Origin of the sequence: Acetobacter fabarum, assembly GCF_011516925.1 — a bacterium.
In the GTDB taxonomy this organism is placed as follows: Bacteria; Pseudomonadota; Alphaproteobacteria; order Acetobacterales; family Acetobacteraceae; genus Acetobacter; species Acetobacter fabarum.
The window spans coordinates 215,119-237,539 of the sequence record NZ_WOTG01000001.1 but is presented as its reverse complement, the minus strand read 5'-3'; the positions used below and the strand labels follow the sequence as shown (position 1 = coordinate 237,539).

18 protein-coding genes are annotated in these 22,421 nt (G+C 59.6%); 10 read left to right on the top strand and 8 right to left on the bottom strand.

Annotation, left to right across the window (positions count from 1 at the left end; genetic code table 11):
* Positions 1–47: 47 nt before the first annotated feature.
* From GOB83_RS01150 to GOB83_RS01140, 3 genes are read right to left on the bottom strand one after another with little or no spacing between them, the layout of a single operon-like run.
* Positions 48–2,378 (bottom strand): xanthine dehydrogenase family protein molybdopterin-binding subunit, encoded by a 2,331-nt coding sequence (locus GOB83_RS01150; RefSeq protein ID WP_165925004.1) that lies wholly within the window; start codon positions 2,376–2,378, stop codon positions 48–50.
* A complete protein-coding gene (locus GOB83_RS01145) occupies positions 2,371–2,847 on the bottom strand; it encodes a (2Fe-2S)-binding protein (RefSeq protein WP_048853986.1) in 477 nt (158 codons plus the stop codon). The genes GOB83_RS01150 and GOB83_RS01145 overlap by 8 nt, the downstream gene beginning before the upstream one ends.
* A gap of 20 nt (positions 2,848–2,867) precedes the next feature.
* On the bottom strand, positions 2,868–4,196 hold the full coding sequence (locus tag GOB83_RS01140) for a c-type cytochrome (protein WP_095348937.1): 1,329 nt from the start codon (positions 4,194–4,196) through the stop codon (positions 2,868–2,870).
* 546 nt (positions 4,197–4,742) lie between these two features.
* Between GOB83_RS01140 and rpmI the strand changes: the two genes are divergently transcribed.
* The 5 genes from rpmI to pstS all read left to right on the top strand — a co-directional run bounded on the left by rpmI (position 4,743) and on the right by pstS (position 10,072).
* Positions 4,743–4,943 carry a 50S ribosomal protein L35 gene (gene rpmI / locus GOB83_RS01135; protein ID WP_048853984.1) on the top strand — a complete coding sequence of 67 codons (201 nt, stop codon included), beginning with the start codon at positions 4,743–4,745 and terminating at the stop codon, positions 4,941–4,943.
* 14 nt (positions 4,944–4,957) lie between these two features.
* Entirely contained in the window at positions 4,958–5,317 is a 360-nt protein-coding gene (gene rplT / locus GOB83_RS01130) for a 50S ribosomal protein L20 (protein ID WP_025824929.1), read from the top strand.
* Between the two features lie 154 nt (positions 5,318–5,471).
* Positions 5,472–6,542, top strand: a complete 1,071-nt coding sequence (pheS, locus tag GOB83_RS01125) for a phenylalanine--tRNA ligase subunit alpha (protein ID WP_086647200.1) — start codon at positions 5,472–5,474, stop codon at positions 6,540–6,542.
* Positions 6,543–6,546: 4 nt separating this feature from the next.
* On the top strand, positions 6,547–9,006 hold the full coding sequence (pheT, locus tag GOB83_RS01120) for a phenylalanine--tRNA ligase subunit beta (RefSeq protein ID WP_165925003.1): 2,460 nt from the start codon (positions 6,547–6,549) through the stop codon (positions 9,004–9,006).
* Positions 9,007–9,034: 28 nt separating this feature from the next.
* Positions 9,035–10,072, top strand: a complete 1,038-nt coding sequence (gene pstS, locus GOB83_RS01115; protein WP_086647202.1) for a phosphate ABC transporter substrate-binding protein PstS — start codon at positions 9,035–9,037, stop codon at positions 10,070–10,072.
* An 83-nt stretch (positions 10,073–10,155) separates the two neighbouring features.
* Here pstS and GOB83_RS01110 read toward each other — a convergent pair whose 3' ends face one another.
* From GOB83_RS01110 to GOB83_RS01100, 3 genes are read right to left on the bottom strand one after another with little or no spacing between them, the layout of a single operon-like run.
* A complete protein-coding gene (locus GOB83_RS01110) occupies positions 10,156–11,883 on the bottom strand; it encodes an ABC transporter substrate-binding protein (RefSeq protein WP_165925002.1) in 1,728 nt (575 codons plus the stop codon).
* On the bottom strand, positions 11,870–12,043 hold the full coding sequence (locus GOB83_RS01105; protein WP_158093064.1) for a hypothetical protein: 174 nt from the start codon (positions 12,041–12,043) through the stop codon (positions 11,870–11,872). Before GOB83_RS01105 ends, GOB83_RS01110 begins: the two co-directional genes overlap by 14 nt.
* Positions 12,033–12,290 carry a hypothetical protein gene (locus tag GOB83_RS01100; RefSeq protein WP_242005676.1) on the bottom strand — a complete coding sequence of 86 codons (258 nt, stop codon included), beginning with the start codon at positions 12,288–12,290 and terminating at the stop codon, positions 12,033–12,035. Before GOB83_RS01100 ends, GOB83_RS01105 begins: the two co-directional genes overlap by 11 nt.
* Positions 12,291–12,542: 252 nt before the next feature.
* Here GOB83_RS01100 and GOB83_RS01095 point away from each other — a divergent pair, with 252 nt between their 5' ends.
* Positions 12,543–15,185, top strand: a complete 2,643-nt coding sequence (locus GOB83_RS01095) for a cation:proton antiporter (RefSeq protein ID WP_165925187.1) — start codon at positions 12,543–12,545, stop codon at positions 15,183–15,185.
* Between the two features lie 32 nt (positions 15,186–15,217).
* On the opposite strand, the gene GOB83_RS01090 is transcribed toward GOB83_RS01095, so the two are convergent.
* A complete protein-coding gene (locus GOB83_RS01090; RefSeq protein ID WP_086647205.1) occupies positions 15,218–15,748 on the bottom strand; it encodes an HdeD family acid-resistance protein in 531 nt (176 codons plus the stop codon).
* A 302-nt stretch (positions 15,749–16,050) separates the two neighbouring features.
* Between GOB83_RS01090 and rpsD the strand changes: the two genes are divergently transcribed.
* From rpsD to GOB83_RS01070, 4 genes are all read left to right on the top strand, one after another.
* Positions 16,051–16,668: a 30S ribosomal protein S4 gene (gene rpsD, locus GOB83_RS01085; protein WP_025824941.1), complete on the top strand. Its 618-nt coding sequence runs from the start codon at positions 16,051–16,053 to the stop codon at positions 16,666–16,668.
* A 99-nt stretch (positions 16,669–16,767) separates the two neighbouring features.
* Positions 16,768–18,315 (top strand): peptide chain release factor 3, encoded by a 1,548-nt coding sequence (locus GOB83_RS01080; RefSeq protein WP_095348932.1) that lies wholly within the window; start codon positions 16,768–16,770, stop codon positions 18,313–18,315.
* Between the two features lie 15 nt (positions 18,316–18,330).
* The gene (locus GOB83_RS01075; protein ID WP_165925001.1) at positions 18,331–19,236 is read left to right on the top strand and encodes a LysR family transcriptional regulator; all 906 of its coding nucleotides are present in this window, start codon (positions 18,331–18,333) and stop codon (positions 19,234–19,236) included.
* A gap of 115 nt (positions 19,237–19,351) precedes the next feature.
* Positions 19,352–21,271, top strand: coding sequence for an FUSC family protein (locus GOB83_RS01070; protein ID WP_242005675.1), 1,920 nt, complete (start codon positions 19,352–19,354; stop codon positions 21,269–21,271).
* Positions 21,272–21,351: 80 nt separating this feature from the next.
* Here the strand turns inward: GOB83_RS01070 and GOB83_RS01065 are convergent, their stop codons facing one another.
* Entirely contained in the window at positions 21,352–22,383 is a 1,032-nt protein-coding gene (locus GOB83_RS01065; protein ID WP_086645832.1) for an isocitrate/isopropylmalate dehydrogenase family protein, read from the bottom strand.
* Between the last annotated feature and the right edge of the window lie 38 nt (positions 22,384–22,421).

Below are 22,421 nucleotides of genomic sequence, written 5' to 3'. Positions count from 1 at the left end.
CCCCGTGTGGAGGACCGGCTTTTTTAAAGTGTGGAAAGCCCGGTGCTTCAGGCGTTCCCTTTTTCCTTCAGCGCTTTCAGCACATCCGCCGGGCGGATGGGCAGGTGGCGCAGGCGCACACCTACTGCATTGAAAATGGCGTTGCCCACGGCAGGTGCAATGGTTGTAACGCCCGGCTCACCCAGACCCATGGGCTTTTCCGTGCTGGGCAGGAACTCAACATCCATTTCAGGCACATCCGCAATGCGCAGGGGGGTGTAGGTGTTCAGGTTACGGTCGCGCACGTTGCCGTCCACAATTTCCGTTCCTTCAAACAGGGCCATGCTCAGCCCCCACAGGGCACCGCCCTCGGTCTGGGCAGCGGCCCCGTCGGGGTCGATAATTGTGCCAGCATCCAGCACCAGCCAGATTTTCTGGCAGGTTACAACGCCTGTCTTGCGGTCAACATGCACCTGCACGGCACCAGCCGTCCATGTTGGCATGGCGCGTTCCTGCCCAAAGGTGGTGGCAATGCCAATGGCTGTATCCGCAGGCAGGGAAACCTTGCCATAGCCACATTTTTCCACCAGATGCCTGAGCACATTGGCCTGACGGCTGGCCCCACCCACGGAGTTGGGGGCGCTGCCTGCATTGCGGCCTTTGCTGTCCAGCAGGCTCAGGCGGTAGTCCACCGGGTCCAGCTTACGGGCATAGGCAATTTCGTCCAAAAAGCTCTCATGCGCCCATGGGGTCCAGCCGGAACTGACCGAACGCAGCCAGCCGGGGCGGAAGGTTTCGCTTGCCAGTTCATTGTCCAGCGCGCGCACCAGCATGGGGCCGACATCGTACCAGTGGTCGGCACCTGCAATGGCAAACTGGTCATAGGGTTTGCCGTCCGCGCCTTTTTCCATGAATGCGCTGGCCATAACACGGGTTGGCCAGCCAGCGGAGGCATGGTGCTGCCACGCAGTAATTGCGCCGTCCTGCCCCAGTGCTGCGCGGACCGTCTGCACGGAGGGGGAACGGATGGAGTCAAACAGCACGTCATCCGAGCGGGTAAAGATCAGCTTGACCGGCTTGCCCCCGATGGCCTTGGAAATAAGGGCAGCAGGCACTGCGTAGTCCCCGTTCAGGCGGCGGCCAAAGCCCCCACCCAGCAGGTAGCTGCGCATGACCACTTCGGATTCAGGCACCTGGAGCGCTTTGGCAATAACGGGCAGGAACAGGGTCTGCCACTGGTTGCCGCAATGCACTTCCCACTTGCCTTCGTGCTGGCGGGCCAGCGCGTTCATGGGTTCAAGCTGGTAATGCAGTACGGAGGAGCAGGTATAGGTCTGCTCCACCACCTTGGTGGCCTTGGCGAATGTTTCGTCCACGCCGGGGTCGTTGAACACGCACGAACCACCGGCTTTGTTTGCAATCTGCTTGCGGCCGTAGTCCAGAATATCCTGCTCGGTTACGTTGGCGGTCTTGCCCGGGGTCCAGACAACCTTGAGCGCATCCGTTGCGCGGATGGCCGCAGGGTAGGAGGAGGCCAGAACCGCAACCCAGCCCGGTACGGTATCGGACGGGTCTTCGAGCACAATGTAGCGGATGTACCCCTTGACCTTTTTGGCCTCGCTGTCATCCACCGAGACAACTTTGGAGCCATAGCGCGTGGGCGGCAGTTTGGGGCGGGCGTACACCATGCCCTCAAGCTTGGCGTCTATGCCGTAAATGGCGGTGCCGTTGGTTTTGGATGGAATATCCAGCGCCTTGACATCCTTGCCAATCAGCCGGTGCTCGGATGCAGGCTTGAGCGGCAGCTTGGCCATTTCTTCTGGCGTGTAGGTTTTGGTCGGGTGCGCACGGCTGACAATATCGCCGTAGCTGATCGACCGGCCGCCAGCAATAACCTGCCCGTTGCGGGCAATACAGGCAGCGGGGGAAACCCCCAGCAGTTTAGCACCCTGTTCCACCATGACCGTGCGCGCAGCAGCCCCGGCCTGACGGAACTGGTCCCACGTCATCCACACGGACCAGGAGCCACCTGTTACCATAAGGCCCCATTTGGGGTCTGTATCCACATAGGTAATGCGGACCTTGTTCCAGTCGGCTTCCATTTCATCCGCAATAATGCGGGCAAGGGCCGTGCCAATATGCTGGCCCATTTCCGCACGGATGATGTTCACATTCACCCAGCCATCGGGGGCAATGGAGCACCAGATCGTGGGTTCAAAGGCGGCGGCTTCCTTCAGGGCTTCCGGTGCGCCCTGCGGGTAAACCTGCGCTGCCTTGCCCTGACGGGCAAACCCGAACAGAAAGGCAGAACCTGCTGCGGTGAGCAGAAAACTGCGGCGCGAAGGTCCACGGCCCGCAGCCCGGTCCTGCTGTGCGGCAATACGTTCGAGCTTACCCATTGGATGCCTCCTCCTTGCGCAGGGCGGCAGCTGCTTTTTTAATGGCTTTGCGAATACGGACATAGGTCATGCAGCGGCACAGGCTGCCGCCCATAACACCATCAATTTCCTCATCCGTGGGGTCCGGGTAGTCCTTTAACAGGCTAACGGCCTGCATGATCTGGCCAGACTGGCAGTACCCGCACTGCGGAACCTGAATGTCCTTCCATGCTTCCTGCACGGCATGTTTGCCATTGGGGTCCAGCCCTTCAATGGTGGTAACATCAGCCCCTTCCAGCGAACTGAGCGGAGTAATGCAGGAACGGGTTGCCCGGCCACCAACCAGAACGGTGCAGGCACCACACTGGCCTACGCCACAGCCAAACTTTGTGCCTGTCAGGTCCAGATCATCACGCAGCGCCCACAGCAGGGGGGTGTCGTCCGGCACATCGACAGAAACGTCACGGCCATTGAGTTTGAATTTTACCATCTCGTGCTCCGTGGTCCGTCTTAGTGCGATGAATTGACAGGAATGGTGGTAATGGTCTTGCGCACTGCGGCTGCTTTCTTTTCCAGATCCGTCCATGGTGGCAGGGTGGTGCGGGTGCGGCGCAGGTAAGCGGCAATCCGCGCCATATCCTGATCGGACAGGGCATTGTAGAAGCTGGGCATGGCTACGCCGGACTGGCCTTCTTCCGCTGTCAGCCCATGCAGGATGACCTGATAGAGGTTGGTGGGTTCATCCAGCCAAAGCGCGTTGTTCAGCGCCAGATCGGGGCGGCCCAGTACGGGGGAAGGGGCTGCATTGTAATGGCAGGCCGCACATGCACCCTGATAAAGCTTGGCGTCGGGGTCCACGGTCGGGCCGATCAGGTCGATCTTGGACTGTTCCATGGCGCGGGCAAGGGCGGCCTTGTCGTGCTTTTCACGCTCGGCGGCATGGTCCACATCGGCAAAATAATGCGCGATGGCGTGTACATCTTCTTCCGGTACGGTGGAGAGGAAGCGGTGCGGCACGGGGGACATGGGGCCACCAGCAGGCCCATGGAGCGGTGCCACCCCATAACGCAGGTACTGGAACAGCTCGTCTTCCGTCCATGTGGTGGGGGTCGGGTTATGCTCGTTCAGTGGGGGGGCAATCCAGTTGTCCACCACTGCGCCGTCGTACGGGGCGCTCTTCTTTTCCGCCCCCATGAAGTCACGTGGGGTATGGCATGCGCCGCAATGGGCGTTACCTTCAGACAGGTAAGCTCCACGGTTCCACAAGGCATCATGCCGCGGGTCGGGTTTGTACACGCCGGGGGTGAAGTACAGCAGCTTCCAGCCGGCCTGCAGAATACGCAGGCTGAGCGGGAAGGGCAGCTCGTTGGTGCGGTGCGTCATGTGCACGGCAGGGCGTGTCATCAGATAAGCATAAAGGTCGGAGACATCCTGCTCGGTCATTTTGGTAAAATGATCAAACGGGAAGGCCGGAATAAGGTGGACCCCCTTGCGGGAAACCCCAAGGTGCATGGTGCGTTGGAAGGCTTCTTCCGACCAGTTGCCTATGCCGGTTTCGGGGTCTGGGGTAATATTGGAAGAATAGATGGCACCAAACGGGGTCTCCATCTTGTAATCGCCAGCCAGTTCCGGCCCACCGCCCATGTCTGTGCGGGTATGGCACTCTGCGCAGTATCCTTCGGCGGCAACAATACGGCCACGTTCGATCTGCTCGGCAGAAAAACTGCTGCGGTCAGGGGGTTCCACGGGTTCTATGGGGGGGTACCAGGCGTAATAAAGAAAACCCAGGCCACCCACGGCACCAATGGCGGCTGCTCCTGCTAAAAGACGTTTGATCACTCTAATCCCCACCTTATGTGTAAACGTCCCGTCTGGCGGGCAGATGGATCAAGTCTGCCCAACACAGCCAGAGGAACAGCATCTGCGGTCTGTCGTTGATTGAGATCAATCTTATCTGGATTTCTGTCACAGATAAACGCATAGAAGCCGCGTTATTACACGACAAAGTGTATATGATTTATCTATATCGCAAGAATATTACAAAAATCGGCCTTTTTTGGTTATTATCTATATTCTATAAAATATAGACAGGTGAAAATTTGCATGTGCGGCATGCATTTTGCTCGGGCAAGTAGAGGGGCATACCTTATATATGTATGCGGAACAGGCGCTTTACGCTGCACAGAATCCGACCGGTCGAAGAATCGGTTGCCCCTTGTGGAGCAGATTTGTTGCAAGCAAAGGCTTGAAAGCTGCCCCCCTTTCTTTTAAGGAAGCGCATTCGCGCACGCGTCCGGGCCTGTGGGGCATGCCCGGCCGTGCAGAAGCCACTTTATTCCTTCGGGGGTAGGGCGGTTATGTCCAGCGTATTTCAGGAGTAATGAAATGCCCAAAATGAAGACCAAATCGTCGGTCAAGAAGCGGTTCAAGATCACCGCGACCGGCAAGGTGCTCTCCGGCCCGTGCGGTAAGCGTCACGGCATGATCAAGCGTACCCAGAAGATGAAGCGCTCCGCTCGCGGCACGCAGGTTCTTCAGCCGCAGGACGGCCGTACGGTTAAGCAGTGGGCCCCCTACGGGCTGTAAGGAGCATCTAAGATATGGCACGTGTTAAACGCGGTGTAACCACACTCGCTCGCCACAAAAAAGTTCTGGAACTGTCCAAGGGTTACCGCGGCCGGTCTTCCACCAACTACCGCATTGCTCTGGAACGCGTTGAAAAGGCGCTCCAGTACGCATATCGCGACCGCCGCAACAAGAAGCGTGAATTCCGCGCTCTGTGGATCCAGCGTATTAACGCCGCTGTGCGTGAACACGGCCTGACCTACAGCCGTTTCATTAACGGTCTGGCCAAGGCAGGGATCGAGATTGACCGTAAGGTTCTGGCCGCCATCGCATTTGATGACGCAGCAACCTTTGCCGAAATCGTCAAGAAGGCACAGGCCGCTCTGGCAGCCTGATTGCCGGTTCTGACAGATCCGGTATACAAGAAGGCCGTCCCTTACCGGGCGGCCTTTTTGCTTTTTGGCGGATGGTTTTTGGGCCTAAGGGCTTTTCTCCCGGAGCGGGAGATTGTATCCGCCGGGTAGTATTTTTTCCTCAGCGCGGGGTTCCATGAGCGACGATCTAGAAACTCTTCGGCAGGATGTCCTGTCCGAACTGGCTGGTGCCACAGACCTGCGGGCATGGGATGCCGTGCGCGTTGGCACTCTGGGCAAATCCGGCCGCCTGACCGGTCTGCTCAAGGCGTTGGGGAAAATGCAGCCCGATGAGCGCAAGGCGCGGGGCGTTGCCCTGAACCGCCTGCGTGATGAGCTGACCCAGGCGGTAGAAGCCCGCGGCAAGGAGCTGGAAGCCGCTGCCCTGCAGGCCCGCCTGATTGCCGAAAAACTGGACGTAACCGTACCCCCGCCGGCAGAGGCCGCAGGCTACATCCACCCGATCAGCCGCACGATCGAGGAAATGACGGCCATTTTTGGTGTCATGGGTTTCCAGGTTGCTGAAGGGCCGGATATCGAGACTGACTGGCACAACTTTTCGGCCCTGAACACGCCTGACCATCACCCCGCCCGGACTGACCACGACACGTTTTACCTCCCGCCTGCGCCGGGGCTGGATGTAACCCGCGTCCTGCGGACCCAGACCTCGGGCGTGCAGATCCGCACCATGCTGGGGCAAAAGCCGCCTATCCGCATTATTGCGCCCGGCCGGACCTACCGCGCTGACCACGATGCAACGCATTCCCCCATGTTCCACCAGTGCGAAGGTCTGGTTGTGGGGCAGGGCATTACTCTTGGGCACCTCAAGGGCTGCCTGATCGAGTTTTTGCGTGCATTTTTTGGCAAGCCGTCTCTGCCGGTGCGTTTTCGCTCATCCTACTTCCCGTTTACCGAGCCATCTTTGGAAGTGGATATTGGCTGGTCGCGCAAAACGGGTGAAATCGGGGCCGGGGAAGACTGGCTGGAAGTGCTGGGCGCAGGCATGGTCCATGCCCGTGTTCTGGCCAATTGTGGGCTGGACCCGCGCGTATGGCAGGGTTTTGCCTTTGGTATGGGGGTCGAGCGCCTGGCGATGCTGAAGAACGGCATCCCCGACCTGCGCTCGTTCTATGAAAGCGATATCCGCTGGCTGCGACATTACGGGGCAGACCCGCTCGCACCCGCACTGCTGCACGAAGGGGTGTGAGAGTATGAAATTCACGCTGTCATGGCTGTATGAGCACCTGGAAACACAGGCAACGCTGGCCGAAATATGCGCCATGCTCAACCAGATTGGCCTGGAGGTGGAAAGTGTCGAGAACAAGGGCGCCGCTCTCGAACCGTTCCTGACTGCGCGTATTCTGGACGCCCAGCCCCACCCCAATGCTGACCGCCTGCAGGTTTGCCGGGTGGATGCCGGTCCCGGCTTTTCGGATGTGCAGGTGGTGTGCGGTGCCCCCAATGCCCGCAAGGATCTGGCGGTTATCTTTGCACCGCCGGGCGCTTACGTGCCGGGGCTGGATATTACCATCAAGGCAGGCAAGGTCCGGGGCGAACTCAGCGGCGGCATGCTCTGCTCCCTGCGTGAACTGGGGCTGGGGGAAGAAACCAGCGGCATTGCCGAGCTGCCAGCCGACACGCTGCCCGGCCAGTCCTACCCCGATTTTGCCGGGCTGGATGATGTGGTGATCGACATTGCCATAACCCCCAACCGGGGCGATGCACTGGGTGTGCGCGGTATTGCGCGCGATCTGGCTGCTGCCGGGCTTGGCACGCTGCGCCCGTGGCTGGCCGAAACGGTGGAAGGTACGTTTGCCTCCCCCGTGGAATGGGCCATTACCTACCCCGAGGCCTGCCCGTGGGTGCTGGGGCGGACCATCCGTGGGGTCAGGAACGGACCCAGCCCGGAATGGCTGCGTAACCGGCTGGAAAGCATTGGCCTGCGCCCCATTTCCGCACTGGTGGATATTACCAACTACTTCTGTTTCGACCTTGGGCGCCCGCTGCATGTGTTCGATGCGAACACAATTGCCGGTGGCAGGCTGACCCTGTGCCGTGGCGCGGGGGAAACCTTCCGCACGCTGGACGGGCAGGATTGCACCGTAACGGCGGAAGACTGCGTTATTGCGGACCAGAATGGTGTGCAGTCCCTTGCCGGGATTATGGGCGGGGAAGCCACAGGCGCTACTGAAGCCACAACGGATGTGTTTGTGGAATGTGCCCTGTTTGACCCCGTGCGTGTGGCCCTGAGCAGCCGCAGGCTCGGCCTGTCGTCTGATTCGAGCTACCGCTTTGAGCGCGGTGTGGATCAGGCACTCCCCATAGCCGCTCTGGAAGCGGCCACCCGCATGATTATTGACCTGTGTGGGGGGGAAGCCAGTGAGGTTGTCTCCGCCGGGGAGCAGCCCGCATGGCAGCGCACGGCAACGCTGCGCTTTGACCGGGTGCGCGACCTTGGCGGGCTGGACGTGCCGGCTGATGAGAGCGTCAGCCTGCTGGAAAAGCTGGGCTTTGAAGTGCGCGAGCGGACCGCCGGGCAGGTGGAACTGGGCGTACCTTCCTGGCGGAATGATGTGGCACAGGCCCCTGTTCTGTCGCAGGGCAAGGACCTGCCCGCCGATGTGGCAGCCCTTGCAGCACAGGGCGTTGCAGGCATTGAAGCCGAGAGCGATCTGGTGGAAGAGGTTCTGCGCCTTAAAGGGCTGGACGCTGTTCCCGCTGTGCCGCTGCCCCCCATCAGCGTGGTGCCCGGTGCATCGCTTACTCCCGCACAGGCCCGTTTTGCGCTGGCACGCCGCGTTCTGGCCGCCCGTGGCCTGACTGAGACTGTGGGCTTCTCCTTTGTCTCGCACGAGGAGGCCATGCATTTTGGCGGCGCGCCGGAAAGCCTGCGCCTGCTAAACCCCATTGCCTCTGATCTGGACCAGATGCGCCCGACCCCGCTGGTTAATCTGGTGGCGGCCATCCGGCACAACAGTGTGCGCGGGTGGGGGGATATTGGACTGTTTGAGATTGGTCCGGCCTTTGCGCAGTCCGCACAGCAGACGCTGGCAGCGGGTGTGCGCTCGGGTTCCACGCAACGTTACCCCGGTGTGCCCGGGCATGCGGTGTCGCTCTGGGCCGCCAAGGCGGATGCGTTGGAGGTGTTGCGGCAGTTTGGGGTTAACCCCGATGCCATAACCACCACGGCGGACGCCCCGGCATGGTACCATCCCGGCCGTTCGGGTGTGCTGCGGCAGGGGCCCAAAAACATTCTGGCGTATTTTGGTGAGTTGCATCCTTCCGTACTTCAGGCTGCGGGGATTGATGTGCCGGTTGTGGCCTTCGAAGTGTTTGTCGAAGGCGTGCCTCAGCCCAAAAAGAAGAAGAAAAGCGCGCCTGTTCTATCCGCCTTCCAGCCGGTGCGGCGTGACTTCGCGTTTGTGCTTGCGCAGGACATTCCAGTGGAAAGCGTGTTGCGCGCAGTACGTGGTGCGGACCGCCAGCTTGTGGCCGATGTCAGCCTGTTTGACATTTATACAGGGCCGCATGTGGCGGAAGGCACACGCTCGGTCGGGGTGGAGGTAACACTCCAGCCTACCGAGAAAAGCCTGACAGATGCCGAACTCGAAGCTGTATCCGAGCGTATTGTGGCTGCTGTCAGCAAAGCAACCGGGGCTGTCCTGCGCTAAGGGCAGGCTGCGGTAGAAGGAGCAGGTCATGGCATGTTATTCCCCCGCCCATGTAAGCCGTTGGGTTAAGGCTGGTTTTGCCGCTGTGCTGCTATGCGGCGGGTTTGCCCTGCCGTATGCCGCACGGGCGGACGAAATTACAGGGGCAGGCTCCAGCTTTGCCGCGCCGCTGTATCAGGCATGGTCCGCGGCGGCTCCTTCTGGCGTGGACGTGCGGGTGAACTACCAGACCATAGGTTCGGGGGCCGGGCAGAACCAGATTCTGGCCGGTACGGTGGATTTTGGGGCATCCGATGCCCCAATGGGTCATGCGCGTCTGGTGGCTGGCGGGCTGGTGCAGGTGCCCACAGCTATTGGCGGTGTGGTGGTAACGGCCAATGTTCCCGGTGTGGCGGATGGTGCCCTGCGCCTGAGCGGGCCTGTGCTGGCTGCCATTTACGCAGGCACCATAACCCAGTGGAACGATGCCCGGATTGCCGCCCTTAACCCCGGAGTTAAGCTGCCAGATCAGGTTATTGCCCCTTTGCACCGGGCGGATGGCTCGGGCACGACCTATGTTTTTACAGATTATCTGGCTCATGTATCCCCCGAGTGGAAAAATGGCGTGGGCAAGGGCACATCCGTGGCATGGCCGGTAGGTGCTGGCGCGCGTGGTAATGACGGCATTGCCGCGTATGTGCAGAATACGGCAGGCAGCATAGGCTACCTTGAATATGCCTATGCCGCACGCAACCATCTGGCTCTTGTGCAGATGCAGAACCATGATGGTTTTTTTGTAAGCCCCTCCGCCACAAGCTTTGCGCAGGCAGCCCAGTCCGCACAATGGGATGAGGCCGACCTGACCGCCGCCCTGAGTGATGTGGAAGGGGCGCAAAGCTGGCCCATTATTACCACCACCTATGTATTGTTCCCGGCCACGGCCACCGCCGATAATCAGGGGCAGGCCGTACGGCGCTTTTTCCGCTGGGGGCTGGTTGGTGGGGAGGCCGTAACCGGGCAGCTTGATTACGTGCCGCTCCCTGAGCAGATCCGTGCCCGTGTTTTGCGGCGGCTTGGCGGGGAGTGAGCCATATGCGGGGGTTATCCCGCGCTCATTCCAGACTTGTCCTATATTTCATCCACAGATTCTGTGGATAACCGCCCCGGTGGTTAATGCAGCCAGACCTGAGAGAACAGGATCTGATTGACCTCGGTATAAAAAAAGTTCCGAACACGGGCGGATGTCAGCACCACGTTGTCTTTTTCAATCATGGGAGCGGCGGGTGCCTGCTCCATGATCAGCCTGTTGGCTTCCATCCAGAGCTGGTCGCGCTGGGTTGTGCTCAGGCTGGTATCCGTTTTGGCTCGCTCCATGACAGACTGGGCATGGGGGTCACAAAACCCGGGTATGTTAATCGAGCTGTCGGAATGGGGGTGAAAATTCTCACACCCGAAGAGCGCGTCCACAAAGTTGGAGGCCGAGGGGTAATCGGCTGACCAGCTCGTGAGCGAGATTTGCACATGGTTATCCGTATTCTGGATATAGGGCAGATGCAGGCTGCTGCTTATGGGGCGCAACATGGCCTGATAACCAAGGGATTGCAGCATGTCACGCACCCAGGCACCCATGGCCATGTCTGCGCTGGTATTGTCCACAACCAGCGTAACTTTCTGCCCCGCAGTGCCACTTGCGCGGACCAGATTACGCGCTACCTGCATGTCTGGCGCGGACCATTGCTGTGCCGGTGCGGTGGGTGATGCCCCGCGTGTATAGGCGCAGTTCTGCCCCGCAACATCCAGAGCAGACGGAACAAGCCCGCATAACGGGCGGGCAATACCCGGTCCACCGTACAGAATAACCAGCGCTTTGCGGTTGAGAGCATAATTAACAGCCTGACGCACCCTTATGTCCGTAAAAGGGGGTTCATGCATGTTCATGGGTAAAAAGTAGATCGAAGGGTGGCGCATGACATGCGTCCGCCCCGCAAAGTGGCTGCCAAGTTCCCCCAGCCGGTCCAGGGGGATGGTATCGGCCATCCAGTCATACTGCCCGTTTTCCACCGCAGTTACGGCGGCCTCTTCGGGAATGCCAAAGGTATATTCAATCCGGTCCGGGTAGCCTGCGGGCTGTGCCTGCGGGTTCCAGACATGGAATGCGGGATTGCGGGCAAGATACAGAAAATTGTTGGGGTTGTAGGCTTCCAGCCGGTAGGGGCCGGTGCCGGGCAGGGGGGTATTGCCTGTATCGTGGTCGGGGGTGCTGGCTGGCAGAATAACGGCGTGGGTAAAGGCCAGTTTTTGCAGGAACTCGGTATCGGGGTGGGTCAGATGGAAGGTTATGCGCCGGGTGGCTGCATCGGCTTCTATTCCATGTTCGAGTGTGCAGTGTGCGGGGGTACGCAGGCAGGCATCCGCTCCGACAAGAGCGCCATAAAACGCCCCCGCTGTTGGCGCACCAATACGGAAAAGGCGCTGGAAGGAGGCAACAACATCCGCCGTGGTCACGGGCTGGCCGTTGGAGAAGGCAATGTTGGGGCGCAGCGTAAACGTGTAACGCAACCCGCCATCCTGCGGGGCTGGCAGGGTTTCTGCCAGATCGGGCACGACCTCCTTACCCGCAGGGCCTGTAACCTTACGAAAAGTGGTGAGCCCATCATACACATTGGCAAAAAGGTTTATGTATTTGCCAGTGTAGTTGATCTGGGGGTCCAGTGTGCCGCCAGAAGCAGAGGCAACCAGCCGGAGCGTTCCACCTGCATGTTCGGGCAGGGGGAGTTCGGGGGGAGGTGCCGGAGGGCTCGCGCATATTCCATGGGGAATGGGGGAGCCCAGCAGCCCTGCCAGCAGCCCCCCTGCAAGCCGACAGTAAAAAGAGGGTGACTTTTTAGCGGGGTGCATTCTGGCCCATGGTCTGGGCGGGCTGCCCGGGCATGGGTTGGCCGGTCATAAGGGCGGCAAAGCCGGAATACATGGTGGTCAGGACAATAATGCCAACCATGATAGCCCCGGCAATAATGCCCAGACGCACAACTTTCTCCGTCTTGTCATTATCGGTCATATTGGATGCCTTGTGGGGAGCCAACGGCCTGTTTTTCATAGAGCATTGGCGCTTTTTTGTATTTGAAGGTGTTTTGCGGCGTGGCTGGCGGCCTGTACCAGTCTGGTGCTGCCTGCCCCTTATGGGTGCGGGCATGGTAGTAATGCGCATTGGGGTCTTCCGCACAGGCCGAAAGACCTGTGAGCATCAACACAAGCATGGCAAGCCGGGTGCAGGAGCGCGAGGGTGTTTTCATGGTGTGGAGCATACTCTCAATCCTTGTGCCAGAAAAGTCTTGCCGGGTGTGGGTTACACTCATGCCTCGTGGGGCCTGTAGGTTCCGCAAAATACATAGTCATGCGCTGTGTGCATGTTCCTGACCTGTGCTTGCGGGTGTGGCATGGTTGCCTCGGGCCTGTTAAAAGCGGAGCCAAAGAGCAGAGTCTGCCATTTCCTTGCCTTATCATTGTGTTAGCAAGGAAGGAATCAGACAGGTTTTGGCAGTAAAAGGGGCATGAGTATGGCGGTAACAGGGCTGGCTGCGATACTGCTTGTTATTGCGCTTTTGCTGGTTGTGGTGAGTGCGGTACAGCCCATTGCCCGCAAGCTTGAACTTTCCGAAACCGTTCTGCTGGCTATTGTCGGCATTATTATTGGTTCGCTGGCAGATTTTGCGCTGCGTACGTCTTATGCCTCTGCTCTGAGTGGCATAGCCGAAACCCTGCTGGATTTTCCCATAAGCAGTGAGTCGTTCCTGCTTATTTTCCTGCCCGTGCTGGTTTTTCAGGGCGCGCTGGCCATTGATGTGCGGCGTCTGGCGCATGAGGCCGCAACCGTGCTGCTGCTGGCCGTTGTGGCAGTGGCGCTCTCCACCGCCCTTATTGGTTTTGCCCTTATGCCCTTTGCGGGCATGCCGCTTGTGGTCTGCCTGCTGCTTGGCTCCATTGTGGCTACCACGGACCCGTCCGCCGTGGCCGGGATTTTCCGCGATATTGGGGCCTCCACCCGCCTGACCCGGCTGGTGGAAGGGGAAGCGCTGCTCAATGACGCTGCCGCCATTTCCATTTTTTCCATTCTGCTGCCAACGGTTACGCTGCACCGCGCCATCCATCCGGGGGAGGCGGTTGTTTCGTTCGTTGTCTCCTTTGCCGGGGCTGTGGTGGTTGGGGTGCTGTGTGGGCGGCTGACATTGGCCATGATGTCGGCCATTGGCAGTTCCGCTGCCGAAATTACGCTCAGCGTTGCGCTCCCCTATGTTGTTTATATTATTTCAGACGAGTTTCTCGGGGTGTCCGGCGTGGTGGCCACTGCGGCTGCGGGGTTGACGCTCTCAGTTTACGGGCCATCCACCGTGCGGCCACAGACATGGCTGTTCCTTAACCAGCTCTGGCAGCAACTGGTGTTCTGGGCAGGGTCCTTGGTGTTTGTGCTGGCGTCCATGCTGGTGCCGCACCTGCTGGTGGGCATGACCCGCTGGGACTGGGTGCTGATCCTGATCGCCAGTGTGGCCGGGCTTACCGCGCGTGCAGCCGTGGTGTTTGGCATGCTGCCGCTTCTGGCGTGGTCGCGCCTTTCTCCCCCCGTACCAACACCGTTCAAGGTAACCATGGTCTGGGGTGGGCTGCGTGGGGCCATTACGCTGGCGCTTGCTCTGGCCGTGACAGAGAACGAGCATGTGGCAACGCCCATTGCCCACTTTATTGGTATTATCGCCACCGGTTTTGTGCTGATCACCCTGTTGGTCAATGGCACCACATTGCGCTCGCTTGTTCTGTTTTTGAAGCTCGACCAGCTTTCTCCCATTGACGAGGCCATGCGCCATCAGGTGCTGGGCATTGGTCTGGGGAATGTGCGTGAGCGGGCGGAGGAACTGGGGAGCGAACTCGGCTTTAGCGCAGATGCCACGCGCCCCGTGCTGGACCAGATCGAGCGCCGCTCGGAGGAGGAACAGGCCGCCAATGTATTCGATCAGGCTTTGTCGGATACCCAGCGCGTTAATCTGGCCCTGATCACCATAGCCAGTCAGGAACGCTCCTTACTGCTGGACCTGTTCCGTATGCAGGGGTTGTCCCGCCGGGTGATGGAAACGTTGCTGCGTTCGTCCGAAGCGGCAATTGATGGGGCAAGGCTGGAAGGGCGTCTGGGGTATGTGCGCGCGCTACGGCGGCGGCTTAGCCCTTCCTTCCGGTTTGATCTGGCGCAGTGGGTGCATAATTACCTGCGCTGGGACCGGCCGCTGATGCTGTGCATGGCCGAGCGGTTTGAAATGCTGATGGTGGCGCACTTTATTTCCATCTCGCTGACCCGCTTCATGCGTGAACGACTCGAACCCACGCTGGGCAGCCGTATTGGGGAAATTGTGGCCGAGGTGCTCTCCCGCCAGCGCAAGCTGCTGGATGAGGCGCTCGAAACCTTGCGCCTGCATTACCATGGCTACGCCGAGGCACTGGAAAACCGTATTTTCCGCCAGATATCCCTGCGTCTGGAAGGGGAGGAATACGACACCCTGCTCGCGGAATCCCTGATCAGTGATGAACTGAACCGTGAGCTGCTCAAGGAACTGGAGCGCCGCAGGCACCGCCTGAACAAGCGCCTGAGCTTTGACCTGCGGAGCGGGATTGAGGACCGGATTAAAAATGCAGCCGTATTCCGTGGGCTCCCGGGCGCGGAACTGCATGATCTGGCGACCACCACATCCCTGCGCTTTGTTGCACCGCAGGAACTGCTGTGCCGCAAGGGGCAGAAGATGCGCTACGTCTATTTTATCAGTGCCGGGCTGGTGGAGGCGCATGTGGCCGGGGTGGATGAACTGTACGGGGCAGGGGACCTGCTAGGCGCGCAGGAAGCCCTCCAGCGTTGGCGTTGTGTTGGCAATGTGCGGGCCGTGCAGTTCGGGCACTTCATGGCGATCAAGGCATCGCGTTTCCGCCGTCTGGTAGATGACTACCCGGTGGTCATGCAGAATATAGAAACAATTCTGCGCAAGCGCGAGGCAGGGGAGCGCCCGACATCGCTCCTGCCAAGGCAGAAAATAGCCGCTATGGATGAGGATGGTCTGGCGGCCAGAGCCCTGCTTGCCCCCGAGGGGGATGTGCTGGCCCTTATGCCGCCGGAAAAGCCCGATGCAGAGGCATCAGACGATAAAGAGGCAGGCAAGGCGTAAGCCGCCCGCCTCTTTGGGTGCGCTCAGGCGCTTTAGCGCAGGTTGCTCTGGCGCAGAGCAAGCCCGAACTGCACCCAGCCAATGCCGCTTGCTATCAGTTCAACGGCAATAAAGGTGCCAATCAGCCACAGGCCGGACCAGGGCAGGCTAAGGTACAGGCAAATACCCACCACAAGGCTGATCAGCCCGCTGCCCAGAATAATGCCCCAGCCTGGCAGCCCACGGTACTGGAGCGCCATGACCGAGCGCAGAACGCCCACCACAACAAAGCAGACCGAGGCAAACACCGTAATGGCCACGGAGCCGGAGACAGGCTCCTTGATCAGCAGGGCGCCGGCAATAATATAAAGCCCGCCGCAGAGCAGGGAAAACAGAAAGCCCCCCCAGTCCTTGACCGCAAGAGCATGCACGCCCTGCATGATCCCGGCAAAAATAAGCAGGCCACCAATAAACATGGTGCTGGCGAGGGTAACAGACACCGCATCAAGGCAGGCAACAAAGCCCAGTATGACCAGCGCAACGCCCAATCCGACAAAGAGGGCCCATTTGTGTGCAAATGGCATGGAGTATATCCTTGCGTACCAGAGTGAAGAGTAGTGCTGTCCTGATAGTATGTTGCCGCGTGTTAATACAAAATAAAAACGGCTACAGACGCTTCCTGCACCCCACCCACATGGCTTTTGTTGACAGGCCGGTGACGTTCTCGTAAACCCTGCGACCATTGCCGGGAATGTGGACAGACCGGCCAGCGTCTTTTTGCTGGTAATGCGGTGTGCGCCCGCTCCGATCCGTGGTGGACGGAGACTACCGGTGTAATGACGGGCTGTTTCTCCCAGCCCGCCTGTTGAGAGATGAAGAGCGCACTATGAGCAAGCGCCTTGAGAGCAAGTACAAAATCAACCGCCGCCTTGGCGTAAACCTGTGGGGCCGTGCAAAGTCCCCCGTTAACCGTCGTGAATACGGTCCGGGTCAGCACGGTCAGCGCCGCAAGGGCAAGCCTTCTGACTTCTCCGTGCAGCTGATGGCCAAGCAGAAGCTCAAGGGCTACTACGGCAACATCACGGAAAAGCAGTTCCGCCGCTACTATCAGGAAGCCGTGCGTCGTAAGGGCGATACGTCTGAAAACCTGATCAACCTGCTCGAACGTCGTCTGGACGCGGTGATCTACCGCATGAAGTTCGCGATCACGCCGTTTGCTGCACGTCAGTTCATCAGCCATGGCCACATTCTGGTCAACGGCCGCAAGCTGAACATCCCGTCCTACATCGTTAAGGATGGTGACGTGATCGAAGTGCGTGAAAAGTCCAAGCAGCTTGCCATCGTTCTGGATGCAACTCAGTCCGCTGAGCGTGACGTGCCGGAATACATGGAAGTGGATCATCGCCAGATGAAGGGCACGTTCCTGCGTGGCCCGCAGCTTTCCGATGTGCCGTATCCGGTGCAGATGGAACCGAACCTGGTGGTCGAATTCTACTCCCGTTAATCGGGAACTCCGGTTCGACCTGTGGACGCCGGGTGGAGGGGTTACTCTCCATCCGGCGTTTGCCGTTTTTATTCATGCCAGAAGCCCCGGAACTGATTTATGTCTGATACCGCCAATCCTGAACTGGGTAAGGAAATTGTCCGCCGTCGTACGTTTGCGATCATCTCGCACCCCGACGCCGGTAAAACCACACTGACCGAGCGTATTCTGCGCGCGGGTGGTGCCATTCAGCTGGCGGGGAACGTGCGGGCCAAAGGCGAGCGCCGCCGCACACGTTCGGACTGGATGGCCATTGAGCGCGACCGTGGTATTTCGGTTGTCAGTTCGGTCATGACGTTTGATTACGGCGGGTGCGTGTTCAACCTGCTCGACACGCCGGGCCATGAAGACTTCTCCGAAGATACGTACCGGACCCTCACCGCCGTTGACTCGGCCGTTATGGTGATTGACGCTGCTAAGGGGATAGAAGACCGGACACGCAAGCTGTTCGAAATCTGCCGCCTGCGCGATATTCCCATTGTAACCTTCATCAACAAGATGGACCGCGAGGCACAGGACCCCTTTGCCCTGCTGGACGAAATTGCCTCCTCCCTAGCACTCGATACATGCCCCGCCACCTGGCCGGTTGGCCGTGCGGCCACGTTTGTTGGCACGTATGACCTGCTGAATGGCAAGCTCAACACGCTCACACCGCTGGCGGAGGATGATGCCCGTCTGGTGCAGATGCGTGAGGAACTGGAACTGGCCGAGGCCGCTCTGCCGGAGTTTGACCGTGCTTCGTTCGACGCCGGGCACCTGACCCCCGTGTTTTTCGGGAGTGCGATCAAGGAAATCGGCGTAACCGACCTGTTGGACGCGCTTGTGGCCTTTGGTCCATCCCCCCGTGCGCAGGCGGCAGAAAACCGCACAGTTACGGCGGATGAGCCGGGCATGACGGCTCTGGTGTTCAAAATTCAGGCCAACATGGACCCCAACCACCGTGACCGCATTGCCTTTGCGCGCATATGCTCCGGTCGTTTAACGCGGGGTATGCGGCTCAAACACACGCGCACGGGCAAAAGCTTTGCCGTGCACACGCCCCAGTTCTTTTTTGCGCAGGACCGGCATCTGGCGGAAGAAGCCTTTGCGGGCGACGTTGTGGGCATTCCCAACCACGGCACCCTGCGTATTGGTGACACACTGACCGAGGGGGAGGACATCCGCTTTACCGGTGTTCCCCATTTTGCCCCCGAAATCCTGCGCCGCGTGCGCCTTGATGACGCCATGAAGGCCAAAAAGCTCAAACAGGCTCTGGTGCAACTGGCGGAGGAAGGGGTCGTGCAGCTCTTCAGGCCGCAGGATGGCGCGCCCCCCATTGTGGGTGTGGTGGGCACACTTCAGCTTGATGTGTTGCAGGCCCGGCTGCGGGCGGAATACGGCGTGGGCATCGGGTTTGATTCCACGCCATTCTCCCTTGCCCGCTGGATAACCGGACCGCGGGATAAAATTGAGGCATTTGCCGCCTCCAACCGCTCTGCCATGGCGGATGATCTGGATGATGACCCTGTTTTTCTCGCAACGTCGGGCTTTATGATGCGCCGGACAGAAGAACAGAACCCCGACATCAAGTTCCACGACATTAAGCAGATCGGGATCGAAATCGGCTAAGGGGCGCGCGTACAGGTGTTTTTGCGGCAACTCAGTTACCTGATCGCGCTGGACCAGCACCGCCATTTTTCGCGCGCAGCACAGGCGTGTGGGGTGTCCCAGCCCGCACTTTCCTCTGCAATCAGGCAGTTGGAAAACGAGCTGGGCATTACCATCATCAACCGCAACCGCCGGTTTTTCGGGCTGACGGAGGAAGGCCAGCGTGTGCTGATCTGGGCCCGCCAGACCTTGGCGGATCTGGACAGCCTGCGGCAGGAGGCCGCTTTTGCACAGGATGTGGCGGGCGGGTTTGTCTCCATTGGTGTTATGCCTCAGGGGGTGCAGGTTGTGCCTCTGCTGCTGGAGCATTTTCGCAGCGCCGTGCCCGCTCTGCGGGTTGAGGTCACCGTTTATCCCAATGCGGAAATCCTGCATCAGCTCAGGGAGCAGCGTATTCAGCTGGGGTTAATGTATCTGGAGCAGGTGCCCAAGGATGGACCGTTTGAGGTCCAGCGCCTGTACGCCGAGCATTACGTGCTTATTGCAGCCCCTTCCATTCCATTGCCGGCGGAGCACAGGTGTGGCTGGGCAGAGGCGGCTACCCTGCCGCTGGGGCTGCTCAACCGCAACATGCACAGCAGGCAACTGGTGGATGCCTGTTTTGCACAGGCTGGCGTGGTGCCGCAGGTTATGCTGGAAACCAACGTGCTGGAACTGCTGCACGCGGAAATCATGGCAGGCAAGGTTGCGGGCATTATGCCCATATCCGCCTTGCCTGAACGTACGGGCCTTATGCCACCATTGCAGGTGTGCAGGTTGGACCCGTCCCCAGCGCCAGATGTTGGCGTGCTTAGGCTGAACCAGCCTAACTCCACCGCGCTACTCACCCGTCTGTGGCATGTTGCCAGCACTTTGGAACTGGACAGTATTTATACCGTTTAGCGGATTGTGGGTTCATCATAAATTCTGCTTATGATGTGATCAGAACAAACGCTTGGACTTATGCGGGCGACCTGAACATCGTGCGGTTTTTCCGGCTGGCTGAGTACAACACACCATGAGCAATATGGACCCAGACGCAGGCATGCCCGTTGTCCATCGGTGGGGGGGCATGCAGCTGCTGGCTGCGTGGCAGGCTTTGAGCGCGCAATGGGCGGGCAAGCTTAAATGGCTCGTTGCCCCATCCTACGGGGATGTCGCCTTTGCTGTGCGCTCGGCCCTTGCTGCCGGGTTGTCCCTTGTTATCGCCATGGCCATGGAGCTGGACAGCCCCCAATGGGCACCGCTGACCGTGTGGGTGGTTGCGCAGTCCTCCCGGGGGGAGAGCTTATCCAAGGCGCGCTGGCGTATTGCGGGTACAATTCTGGGCTGTTGTGTGGCGGTGGGGCTTATTGCCGCTTTTCCGCAAAGTCCTGCCCTGTTTTTTGGCGTGCTGGCCTGCTGGATTGGCCTATGCTGTGGCATGGCCACGTTTTTGGAAGGGTATAAAGCCTACGGCTTGGTCCTGACCGGCTTTACCTCCGCCATTGTGGCCACCGGGGCCATTATGCAGCCAGATCAGGTGTTTGACATCGCCATGGCGCGCGGCACGTATATTGTGCTGGGTGTAGTGTGCGAGGCCCTGCTGGCCCTGCTGTTTATGCCCGGCTTGCAGGCCCATGCGCGCGCCCGGCTTAAAACCCGGCTGGAAAGCGCACAGGCACTGGTGCGCAAGCGCGTGACCTGTCTGGTAGAAGGGCACCCGACAACCGAACTGGACCAGAGCCCTCTGCTGGGCGAACTGACTGCTGCAGGCAGTCGTATTGAATACGATGCGCTGGAAGCCGGGGGGTATGGCCATATGGCCGACCATGCCCGTGCCGCACTGGCGGGGCTGCTGGTTATGCTGGCCCGGGCAGAAGGGCTGGCGACCCTTAAGCTACTGCCTGCCAGCAAGGTGCCAACATCCATCCGCAAGGATGAGCGCAGTATTGACGAGCACGTGCAGGCCTGCCTGACCCACCGGCGGGGGGACCATTTCCGGTTTCGTATCCGGTCGCGCAGGCATACGCTGGAAGCGGTGGAAAACGGTGTGCGCGCCTGTGCGGGTATTCTGGTTGGCTGGTTGCTATGGGAGGTCACGGCATGGCCCGCAGGGCCAACTTTTATGTCGCTGCTGGCACTTGTATACGGCCTGCTGGCCACGCGGGAAAACCCGGTTGTAGCTTCGGCTCCGTTCTTTCGGGGGGCTGTGTGGTGTGTGCTTGTCGCCGGGATTTACGTAACGCTGGTGCTACCCGCGCTCAGCACGCCCGAACTGCTGGTACTGCTGCTTATGGTGCCCATGGTTATTGGCGGGCTTGCCGCGCGCAACCCGGCTACGGCGGGCTATGCGTTTTCGTTCAACATGTTTCTGCCTGTTCTTATGGGGCCGAATAATCAGGGGCGGTATGATGAGGTTTCGTTCCTCAATACCGCATTGGCATTTTTGGGGGCTGTGCTGGTGGCGGGGTGGACGTATCGCACGGTTCTACCGTTCCGCCCCGATTCCCACATGCAGCGCACGGCACGCTGGACCAGCAGGCAACTGCGGGAGCTGGCCTCTGCTAATAACCGGGTTTCGGTTTATCAATGGTTGTCGGGTAATGCGGATAGTCTGGTGCGGATTGTGCGTAATGCCCAGGGTATTGCCCTGCCGCAGCGCAAAGCATTTGCCCGCCAGCAGTTCTCGGGCATGGTGAGCGGAATGCATGTTATTCTGCTGCGCGAGCTTGCTCTGGCCCCCACCACGCCGCGCAATGTGCAACAGGCGTTCCGGGCTTTTCTGCGGCACTGGGAGCAGGATGATGGTGTGGTGGTAACCCGGCAGGCAGCCATAACCGCCCGCTGGCTTGGCAGGCAGGTCGCGCAGATGCCCCCCCAGCAGCAGGAAATATTTGACCACGCTTTGCTCAGTCTCCAGCTTCTGGCCTGCGCGCAGCCTATGGAACTGCCATAAAAAAAGGGGATGCCGTAGCATCCCCTTGTGGTCACCCTCCGCTACCGGGCCTGCCCGTGGCGGAGGAGGTGGCCTGTAACTTAGGCCAGACCCTGCTTGAGGGCTGCCGTCAGTTCCTTGGATGTGGCATTGCCGCCCAGATCCTTGGTGCGGACGCCGCCTTCGGTGATCACTTTTTTGATCGCGGCATCAATCCGGTCAGCCTGCTTGTCGTGGCCAACATGGCGCAGCATCATAACCGCAGCCAGCAGCAGTGCCAGCGGGTTGGCAATGCCTTTGCCAGCAATGTCGGGTGCAGAGCCATGGACGGCTTCAAACACGGCGGCTTTTTCGCCAATATTCGCGCCCGGTGCCATGCCCAGACCACCCACCAGACCAGCGGTCAGGTCGGACAGGATGTCCCCGAACAGGTTGGTGGTCACAACCACATCAAACTGCCATGGGTTGATGACGAGCTGCATGGCGCAGGCGTCTACAATCCGTTCGTTAAAGGCGATGCGGCCTTTGTATTCCTCGGCAACCTTGCGCCCTTCTTCAAGGAAGAGGCCAGTCAGCAGCTTGAGGATGTTGGCCTTATGCACGATTGTAACCGTCTTGCGGTTGTTTTTTACGGCATAATCAAAGGCGTATTTGACAATCCGGCGGCATTCCGCGCGGGAGGTAAAGCCGGAGCTCAGAGCAATACCCTTGGGGTCTTCACCCACGGGAATGTAGTGCTCCATGGCGGCATAATAGCCTTCCAGGTTCTCACGGAAGAGAACGAGGTCAATGTCCTCAAACCGGCCACCGGGGACAATGGTCTTGGTGGGGCGCAGGTTGGCGAACAGGCCGAATTCCTGCCGGAGTGTCACATTGATGGACTTGAAGCCACCACCAACTGGTGTGGTCAGCGGGCCTTTAAGGGCAAGGCCCGTACGGCGGATGCTCTCAATGGTCTGCTTGGGCAGTGGGTCGTTAACCGCATCTACACCAGCCATGCCGGCCAGCTGACGGTCCCATACAAACGGGGCGTCAACCGCGTCCAGAATTTCTATAACCGATTCAACAATTTCAGGGCCAATGCCATCACCGGGAATAAGTGTGGCGGGAATGGTCTTGCTATGTGCTGTCATTCTGAGAAGCTCCCTTTCAACTTCGGTGCCTGTTCTGC